The organism is Xaviernesmea oryzae (genome assembly GCF_900109605.1).
GTDB lineage: Bacteria > Pseudomonadota > Alphaproteobacteria > Rhizobiales > Rhizobiaceae > Xaviernesmea > Xaviernesmea oryzae.
Window position 1 is genome coordinate 198,447 of the sequence record NZ_FOAM01000011.1, and the last position, 8,061, is coordinate 206,507.

At 63.2% G+C, this 8,061-nt stretch carries 10 protein-coding genes; 2 read left to right on the forward strand and 8 right to left on the reverse strand.

Features of this window, described 5'->3' with window-relative positions; all coding sequences use genetic code 11:
* Positions 1–765 carry a phosphoribosylaminoimidazolesuccinocarboxamide synthase gene (gene purC / locus BMX61_RS15320; protein WP_075626559.1) on the reverse strand — a complete coding sequence of 255 codons (765 nt, stop codon included), beginning with the start codon at positions 763–765 and terminating at the stop codon, positions 1–3.
* Positions 766–1,034: 269 nt separating this feature from the next.
* On the opposite strand from purC, the gene BMX61_RS15325 reads away from it, so the two are divergent.
* Positions 1,035–1,349, forward strand: a complete 315-nt coding sequence (locus tag BMX61_RS15325) for a DUF1476 domain-containing protein (RefSeq protein ID WP_075626414.1) — start codon at positions 1,035–1,037, stop codon at positions 1,347–1,349.
* 41 nt (positions 1,350–1,390) lie between these two features.
* On the opposite strand, the gene BMX61_RS15330 is transcribed toward BMX61_RS15325, so the two are convergent.
* The 7 genes from BMX61_RS15330 to BMX61_RS15360 all read right to left on the reverse strand — a co-directional run bounded on the left by BMX61_RS15330 (position 1,391) and on the right by BMX61_RS15360 (position 7,582).
* Positions 1,391–1,966 carry an RBBP9/YdeN family alpha/beta hydrolase gene (locus BMX61_RS15330; protein WP_075626413.1) on the reverse strand — a complete coding sequence of 192 codons (576 nt, stop codon included), beginning with the start codon at positions 1,964–1,966 and terminating at the stop codon, positions 1,391–1,393.
* An 89-nt stretch (positions 1,967–2,055) separates the two neighbouring features.
* Positions 2,056–2,361 carry a PilZ domain-containing protein gene (locus tag BMX61_RS15335; RefSeq protein ID WP_075626412.1) on the reverse strand — a complete coding sequence of 102 codons (306 nt, stop codon included), beginning with the start codon at positions 2,359–2,361 and terminating at the stop codon, positions 2,056–2,058.
* A gap of 204 nt (positions 2,362–2,565) precedes the next feature.
* Positions 2,566–2,871, reverse strand: coding sequence for a PilZ domain-containing protein (locus BMX61_RS15340; RefSeq protein WP_170854953.1), 306 nt, complete (start codon positions 2,869–2,871; stop codon positions 2,566–2,568).
* Between the two features lie 116 nt (positions 2,872–2,987).
* The gene (purB, locus tag BMX61_RS15345; protein WP_075626410.1) at positions 2,988–4,289 is read right to left on the reverse strand and encodes an adenylosuccinate lyase; all 1,302 of its coding nucleotides are present in this window, start codon (positions 4,287–4,289) and stop codon (positions 2,988–2,990) included.
* Between the two features lie 175 nt (positions 4,290–4,464).
* The gene (gene rpe / locus BMX61_RS15350; protein ID WP_075626409.1) at positions 4,465–5,148 is read right to left on the reverse strand and encodes a ribulose-phosphate 3-epimerase; all 684 of its coding nucleotides are present in this window, start codon (positions 5,146–5,148) and stop codon (positions 4,465–4,467) included.
* A gap of 319 nt (positions 5,149–5,467) precedes the next feature.
* Positions 5,468–6,463 (reverse strand): P1 family peptidase, encoded by a 996-nt coding sequence (locus BMX61_RS15355; RefSeq protein ID WP_092742807.1) that lies wholly within the window; start codon positions 6,461–6,463, stop codon positions 5,468–5,470.
* A gap of 24 nt (positions 6,464–6,487) precedes the next feature.
* Positions 6,488–7,582, reverse strand: a complete 1,095-nt coding sequence (locus tag BMX61_RS15360; RefSeq protein ID WP_075626407.1) for a branched-chain amino acid ABC transporter substrate-binding protein — start codon at positions 7,580–7,582, stop codon at positions 6,488–6,490.
* Between the two features lie 203 nt (positions 7,583–7,785).
* On the opposite strand from BMX61_RS15360, the gene BMX61_RS15365 reads away from it, so the two are divergent.
* On the forward strand, positions 7,786–8,061 hold a 276-nt coding region (locus tag BMX61_RS15365), incomplete at its 3' end, for a transposase (protein WP_139198942.1).

An 8,061-nucleotide genomic window follows, 5' to 3' on the forward strand; every position in this document is an offset into this window, starting at 1 on the left:
TTACTTGACCAGAACCGGCCCGGAACCGCGTGGCGGTTCGTTTTCATTCATGATTCCGAGACGGCGGGCGACCTCCTGATAGGCCTCCACCAGCCCGCCGAGATCGCGGCGGAAGCGGTCCTTGTCCATCTTCTCGCGTGTCTCGATATCCCAGAGACGGCAGCTGTCCGGCGAGATCTCGTCGGCCAGGATGATGCGCATCATGTCGCCTTCGAACAGGCGGCCGCATTCGATCTTGAAATCGACCAGCTGGATGCCGACGCCGAGGAACAGGCCGGACAGGAAGTCGTTGATGCGGATCGAGAGCGCCATGATGTCGTCGAGTTCCTGCGGGCTCGCCCAGCCGAAGGCGGTGATGTGCTCTTCGGAGACCATGGGGTCATCGAGCGCATCGGCCTTGTAGTAGAACTCGATGATCGAGCGAGGCAGAACCGTCCCTTCCTCGATCCCCAGCCGCGTCGCCAACGATCCGGCGGCCACGTTGCGCACCACGATCTCCAGCGGAATGATCTCCACTTCCTTGATCAGTTGCTCGCGCATATTCAGCCGGCGGATGAAATGCGTGGGAATGCCGATCTTGTTCAGATGGGTGAAGATATATTCGGAAATGCGATTGTTGATGACGCCCTTGCCGTCGATGACATCGTGCTTCTTCTTATTGAATGCGGTGGCATCGTCCTTGAAGAACTGGATCAGCGTACCCGGCTCCGGCCCTTCGTAAAGGATCTTGGCCTTGCCTTCGTAAATACGGCGGCGACGGTTCATGAAAGTGGTCTCTATCGTTACAGGAACGCCGGCCTTCGAAAAGACCGGCGTTGTCGGAAGGTGTTCAAGCCGGTCCATAGCCCAAATGAACGTCTTTCACAATCGGCGTGCGCCGCGGGTCAGCGCTTTTGCAAAAGCGTATCATGAAACAGGCGGAGGCGTAAAAGCCCGGCTTGCGCTTTGTCCGGCCATTTGATTTGCTTGGCATCGCGGCCAGCCGGGACGGGAAATTCAGTCGCCGGGGGCGGTCAACGGCCAGGGGGACGACCATGACCAGCATGCATGACCGTGAACGTGCCTTCGAAAACAAGTTTGCCCATGATGAAGAGCTTCGCTTCAAGGCGGAGGCGCGGCGCAACAAGCTGATCGGCCTATGGGCCGCCGGCCTCACAGGCCATCCCAATCCCGATCTCTATGCCCGCGAAGTCGCCATCGCCGATTTCGAGGAAGTCGGGCACGAGGATGTGGTGCGCAAGCTGAAAGCCGATCTCGACGCCGCTGGCATTGCCACGGGGGAAGCGGAAATCCGCGCCAAGATGGACGATTTCCTGCACGAGGCGATCAGCGAAGTCGAAGAGTTTTAAGTCGATAACGCCACACGAATCGTTTGGCTTCGCGCCGTCCGTTACGGCGCGAAGCCAGCGGGCTTTTCGAGCTGGCTAATGAACTTGGCGAAGACCATGCTGCCCTCGGGCCAGGGCCCATGACCTGACTCGCTGTTGAGGTGGCCGGACTCGCCGGCATCGACCAACAGCGCGCCCCAGTCCGCCGCAATGGCTTCAGCCTGTTCGAACGCGCCGAAAGGATCGTTGCGGCTTGCCACCACCAGCGAGGGGAAAGGCAGAGGCGTGCGGGGATAGGGCCCGAAACTCATCAGATGCTTCGGTCGGATCTGGGGATTGGCTACATCGGGCGGCGCCACCAGGAAGGCGCCGGCGATTTTGCCGTGATCGGCCTCGGCGATCGCGTGAATGGCGGCCGCCACGCCCAGCGAATGCGCGACCAGGACCACCGGCTTTTCAGCGGCGGCGATTTCCTCGACCACGCGGCGTACCCAGTCCTCGCGCACCGGCTTGGACCACTCGGCCTGTTCGACCCGTCGTGCGGAAGACAGCTTGCCCTCCCAGCGGCTTTGCCAGTGGTCCGGCCCGGAATTGGTGTAGCCGGGGATGATGAGAATGTCTGCTTCTGACGCTTTCATGACAAGGCCATGTGCGGCTGACCCGCGGCGAAGTCAAGAGCGCCGAGGCGCGGGGAGCCGCATCTGCAAATTGCTCAAGCCCTTTAGCATCAGCGTCTGAACAGGCGGAAGTAGGAGTTCACCTTGGCCGCGGCATTGCTGGAGCGATCAAAGCGAATACCGACCTGGTCTCCGCGCGTCCATTGGACCACCCCGGTCAGGAGGCCCAGTTCCGCAGAATCGACCGTAACGGAAACGCCCTGCGTCACGCCGATATTGGCGCGCAGCTGAACGCAAACGCCTGTGTCCGAAAGATTGAGCATCGCGCAGCGCGTCTTGTTCTCGCGATAGCGAAGCTGACCTTCGATCCGCACGTTCGAACGGGGATCCAGACGCCTGTTGTCCTGCAATCGCATGCTCATCTTCCCTTGAGAGGTTTCCGATGCGCGAGGACTAGCACGAGATAAGTTTAAACTGACTTTATAAGATCTATCGAATCAAGAGAGTCCTGATGTTTCCCTTTCAATCCGCATCAAGCCAGCATGACGCTGCGCTCAATGCCTGGAGATCTACATCCCGCGCGTCGCTCACGCGACACCTTGAGCCATCGGGCGCGATGATCAGCGCCGAAACAGCCGGAAATAAGAGCTGATCTTGGCGGTTGCGTTGCTGGAGCGATCGAAGCGAAGACCAGCCAGATCGCCGCGCGTCCATTGGACGATGCCCTCCAGCACGCCCACGGCCTCGGTGTCCACGGTCACACTCGCGCCTTGGGACGCGCCGATATTGGCCCGCAGACGAACGCAGACGCCGCTGTCCGACAGGTTGAGCAGGGTGCAGCGCGTCTTGTCCTGACGCGTGCGCAGCTGTCCTTCGATGTTGACGCCCGAACGTGGCGCCAGCCGGCGATTATGCAGTGAACGCATGGTCATCTCCCCTCATCATCAAGTCGGTTGTTTCTTACAGGATGATGATTGACAGGGGATTGGCCGCAAACCGCGCTTTTTAGATAAGACGCGGTTTGCGGTTTGTTTGCGGACAATCAGCCAAAGACGCGGGCGAAGATCGTATCGACATGCTTGGTGTGATAGCCGAGATCGAACTTTTCCCGGAGCTGCTCTTCGCTCAGGCGTGCGCGCACTTCGTCATCGGCCAGCAGTTCGGTCAGGAAGTCCTTACCCTGTTCCCACACCTTCATCGCATTGCGCTGGACGAGGCGGTAGCTGTCCTCGCGCGATGCGCCGGCCTGGGTCAGCGCCAGGAGAACGCGCTGCGAATGCACGAGACCGCGGAACTTGTTCATGTTGTTCAGCATGTTCTCGGGGTAGATCACCAGCTTCTCGATCACGCCCGCCAGACGGTTCAGCGCGAAATCGAGCGTGATGGTCGTATCGGGACCGATCGCGCGCTCGACGCTCGAATGGCTGATATCGCGCTCATGCCAGAGCGCCACGTTCTCCAGGGCCGGGGTTACCGACATGCGCACGAGGCGGGCGAGACCGGTGAGGTTTTCAGTCAGCACCGGATTGCGCTTATGCGGCATGGCAGAAGAGCCCTTCTGGCCGGGCGAGAAAAATTCCTCCGCTTCCAGAACTTCGGTGCGCTGCATGTGGCGGATTTCGATCGCGACATTCTCGATCGACGAGGCGATGACGCCAAGCGTGGCGAAAAACATGGCGTGCCGGTCGCGCGGGATCACCTGGGTGGAGATCGGCTCGGCGATCAGGCCGAGCTTCTCGCAGACATGCTCTTCCACGCGCGGATCGATATTGGCGAAGGTGCCGACCGCACCCGAGATCGCGCCTGTCGCCACTTCCGCGCGGGCATTGACGAGGCGGGTCCGGTTGCGCGCCATTTCCGCATAGAAGCGGGCGAAGGTCAGGCCCATGGTCGTCGGCTCGGCATGGATGCCGTGGCTGCGGCCGATGCGCACCGTGTCCTTGTGCTCGAAGGCACGCGCCTTCAGCGCGGCCAAAACGCGGTCCATGTCGGCCAGGAGAATATCCGCAGCCCGCACCAGCTGGATGTTCAGCGTCGTGTCGAGAACATCGGAGGAGGTCATGCCCTGGTGGATGAAGCGGGAATCAGGACCGACGAATTCCGCCAGATGGGTGAGGAAGGCAATCACGTCGTGCTTGGTGACGGCTTCGATCTCATCGATGCGGTCGACATTGAAGGTGGCGGCCCCGCCCTTTTCCCAGATGGTGCGCGCAGCCTCCTTCGGGATCACGCCGAGATCGGCCAGCGCGTCACAGGCATGCGCCTCGATCTCGAACCAGATGCGAAACTTGGTTTCGGGCGACCAGATGGCGACCATTTCCGGTCGGGAATAGCGAGGGATCATGGCAATGCCGCTTTCTTGGACTGTCGGAGCTGCGGATGGCGGGACAGGCGGCAGACTGGCGGCCGGCCTTTGCCCGTCCTGATGGCGCGATCCTGTAGACCATCGCCGCAGGATTCACAATCATCGCGGATCCGCGCGGGTTCGAGCCCGCCAAGTCCACGGGATGTCGTTTCCGTCAGAGGCGCGCGGCCTCTGCGGCGGAGCGCAACGCGGCGATTTCGCGGGCATAGCCGCCCGGCTCCTTCGCGCTGAAGATCGCCGAGCCGGCCACGAAGACATTGGCGCCGGCCGCTGCCGCCCGGCCTATCGTGTCGCGGGCTATGCCGCCATCGACTTGGATCTCGATCGGCCGGTCGCCGATCATCGCCTTGACGCGCGCCACCTTCTCCAAGGTCGCCTCGATCAGCTTTTGCCCGCCGAAGCCGGGATTGACGGTCATGACCAGAACGAGGTCGATGGTGTCGAGCAGATATTCGACCAGCTGTTCCGGCGTCGCGGGATTGATGGCGACGCCTGCCTTCTTGCCGAGCCCGCGAATGGTCTGCAACGAGCGGTGCAGATGCGGCCCGGCCTCCGCATGCACGGTGATCTGGTCGCAGCCCGCCTTGGCGAAGGCTTCGATGAAGGGATCGGCGGGCGTGATCATCAGATGCGCGTCGAAGAAGGCGTCCGTCAACGGCCGCAGTGCCTTGATGACATCGGGGCCGAAGGTGATGTTCGGCACGAAGTGACCGTCCATCACGTCGAGATGCACCCAGTCCGCGCCGGCAGCCACCGCATCCTGCACCTCCTGGCCGAGCCGCGCGAAGTCGGCGGCAAGGATCGACGGGGCGATGCGGATCGGCTGGGGCAGGGACATGCGGCATTCTCCTGGGGCGGGTTTCGCAAAACCTCGTCACGGCTCTACGATAAGGATTGCGTCAGAGCAAAGACTGAAAGCGCGGGATACGACTGAGTTCGATCGCCCGACGCTTCGGGACGGGTGACCCGCAGGCCTGGTTAGGTTGCCAGCAGGCGGGATGTGGTTGGAAACGAGATAGCATCTGGCCCGCGCACCGGCAATTGTCGCTGTGCACTCACCATATCGGGGAGGAGACCGGTTCGGGCGCGATCATGGCCAAGGCGCGTGCTTCGGTTCGCCATATCGACCCGCCGGGGTCGCGTCTTGGCGCCATCGCCTACAGGCTGGACCAGCAGGGCATGACATCGCCATCTGCCGGCGTTGCATCGTGAACACCACGGGCAATCGCGCGGGCCATCACCGTGCCGGCAAAAGCCGCAAGGTCCATCATGGCGTCGAGATCCGCCCCACGGCCGGCTGCCCCGGTGGCCAGCGAGAAGATGAGATCGCCATCCATCGGCGTATGCGCGGGCCAGAGCGCACGGGCAAAGCCATCATGGGCGGCGACCGCCAGACGCTTGGCCTCCGCCTTGCTCAGCGCGGCATCGGTTGCAAGAATCGCAATGGTGGTGTTCGTTCCCGGCTGCAGCGGCCGGCCCTTCAGCCGCAGCGCTGAGACCCGCTCGGGCAAGGGCGCCGGCCAGCCGAGGCCGCCGAATTCCGCGCCCTGTTCGAAAGGAGCCGCCCAGAAATGGCGGCTGTCGGCCAGCGTTGCGGAACCCAGCGCATTGACCGCGACGATGGCACCCAGCGTGAAGCCGCAATCCAGCTTCATCGAGGCAGTGCCGAGCCCGCCCTTGAGGCCAGCGGTCAGGGCTCCAGTCCCCGCGCCGACACTGCCGGTGCGCACCGTGCGGCCGGCATTCTGCGCTGCCTGATAGCCCAGTTCGCGATAGGGCGGGTAGCGGCCCCAATCCTTGTCACCGCCATTCAGCAGATCGAAGAGAATCGCACCCGGCACGATCGGCACGCGCGCAGGGCCGACCGCAAAGCCACGCCCCATTTCGCGCAGCGCCGCCTGGACCCCGGAGGCAGCATCGAGCCCGAAGGCCGAGCCGCCGGCAAGCACCAGCCCGTCCACCCGCTCCACGGTATTTTCCGGCAGAAGCAGTTCGGTGTCGCGCGTGCCCGGTGCACCGCCCATGACATGGACGGCAGCGACGCAAGGCGCATCGCAGAGAAGCGCGGTGACGCCGGATTTCAGCCGGTGGTCTTCCGCCTGCCCGATGGTGAGGCCCTGAACGTCCGTGATGCTGTTTTGCCATTCGCTCATGTCACCGTCCTGCACCACTTTCGCCTATTCCATCACAGGAGAGGCGAGGCCGAAGCGGCCGTCGCGCCATTCCAGCAGCCGATAGCGCGGCTTGGCCAGCTCATGGTTCGCCTCGAAATGCACGGGTCCGATTACCGTCGGAAAAGGATCCTTGAGGAGAGCGTCGACCAGCGAGGTCTTGTCGCTCGCCCCCCGGTCCTTGGCGGTTTCGAGCAGGGTGACCGCGGCATAGGCCGGCAGCACATAGCCCTCCGGCACGAGATTGGCCGCGCGCATGGCGTCGACGACAGGCGCGGCATCCGCCCGCTCCGCCGGGTCCGGTACACCGATGGCAAGCGTGCCTTCGGCCAGCGGCACAGCGCCATCGGCAGCCTGCAGCGCTTCGCCGCCCATCAGCGTCAGGCCCGCCTTTTCGCCGGCCGCATCGCGGGCGATAATGGCGATGTCGCTGCGGTCGCCACCGATGAAGACATGGGTGGCACCGCTGCGCACGAGCCGGCGCACGAGGGCGATCTGCTGCTCCTGGCCGGGGCGGAAGGTGTCGGTGAAGGCCGGCGTCAAGCCGACCTCCTCAAGCTTTGCCCGCACGGCTGCCACAAGTTCGCGGCCATGGATGGTCCCGTCGTCGATCAGGCCGATCGGCTGATCGCGCCAGCGCGCAAGGATTGCCTGAGCCGCCGTGTCGCCCTCCGTCTTGCCGGACGGCGCCAGGCGAAAGAGCGGCCAGCGGTTCTTCAGCGCGTCTTCCATCAGAATGTCGGACCGGACGCTGAGGGTGATCGCGGGAATTCCCGCCTCGGCAAGCGCGGGCAGGGTCGCCGTCAGGCTCTCGGTGCAGAGAAAACCGATGGCCGCTTCGGCGCGGGCATCGGAAAGCGAGCTCTTCAAAGCGTCCTCGCCGCCTTCCTCACAGCGTTCAGGCACGACGACGATAGTCGAGCCACGCTTTTCGGCCTCGAACCGCGCGCCGGCAATGATCTGCTGGCCGAGAATCGCAAATGCTCCCTCGGTTGGCGCCACAACGGCGATCCGCAGCCCGGCCGCCTGCGCGGGGCCGGCGATGGCAAGAGAGAGGAGGCCTGCGGCGAGGAAGAGGCCGCCCAGGAGATGCTTCGGCATGGCAATGTCCAGAAATGCGTGACCACCATTTTGCGCGAGGACGGCCCGCCCGTCAAAGAGAAAGCGGTGGATTGTTGGTCTGTCTGGATAGGGCCAGCCCCACAAGGAGAAGAACTATTTTCTAAACTTAGGCTCAGGACCTATTAAATTGCTTGCTAACGGCCCGATCGGTTGATTCACTGGCGGCGCGAGGAGGCGCTGCCATGAGTGATTTGATTTGGTTATCGGAGGCGCAGATGCGCCGGATCGAGCCACATTTCCCGCTGTCGCACGGGGTGCCCCGGGTTGATGACCGCCGGATTATCAGCGGCATCATCTTCGTGATCCGCAATGGTTTGCGATGGCGCGATGCGCCTGCTGAGTACGGGCCGCCGAAGACGATCTACAACCGGTTCATCCGCTGGAGCCGTATGGGCGTGTTCAACAGGATTTTCGCGGCACTGTCGGCCAAGGGTGGCAAGCCGGATCAGTTGATGATC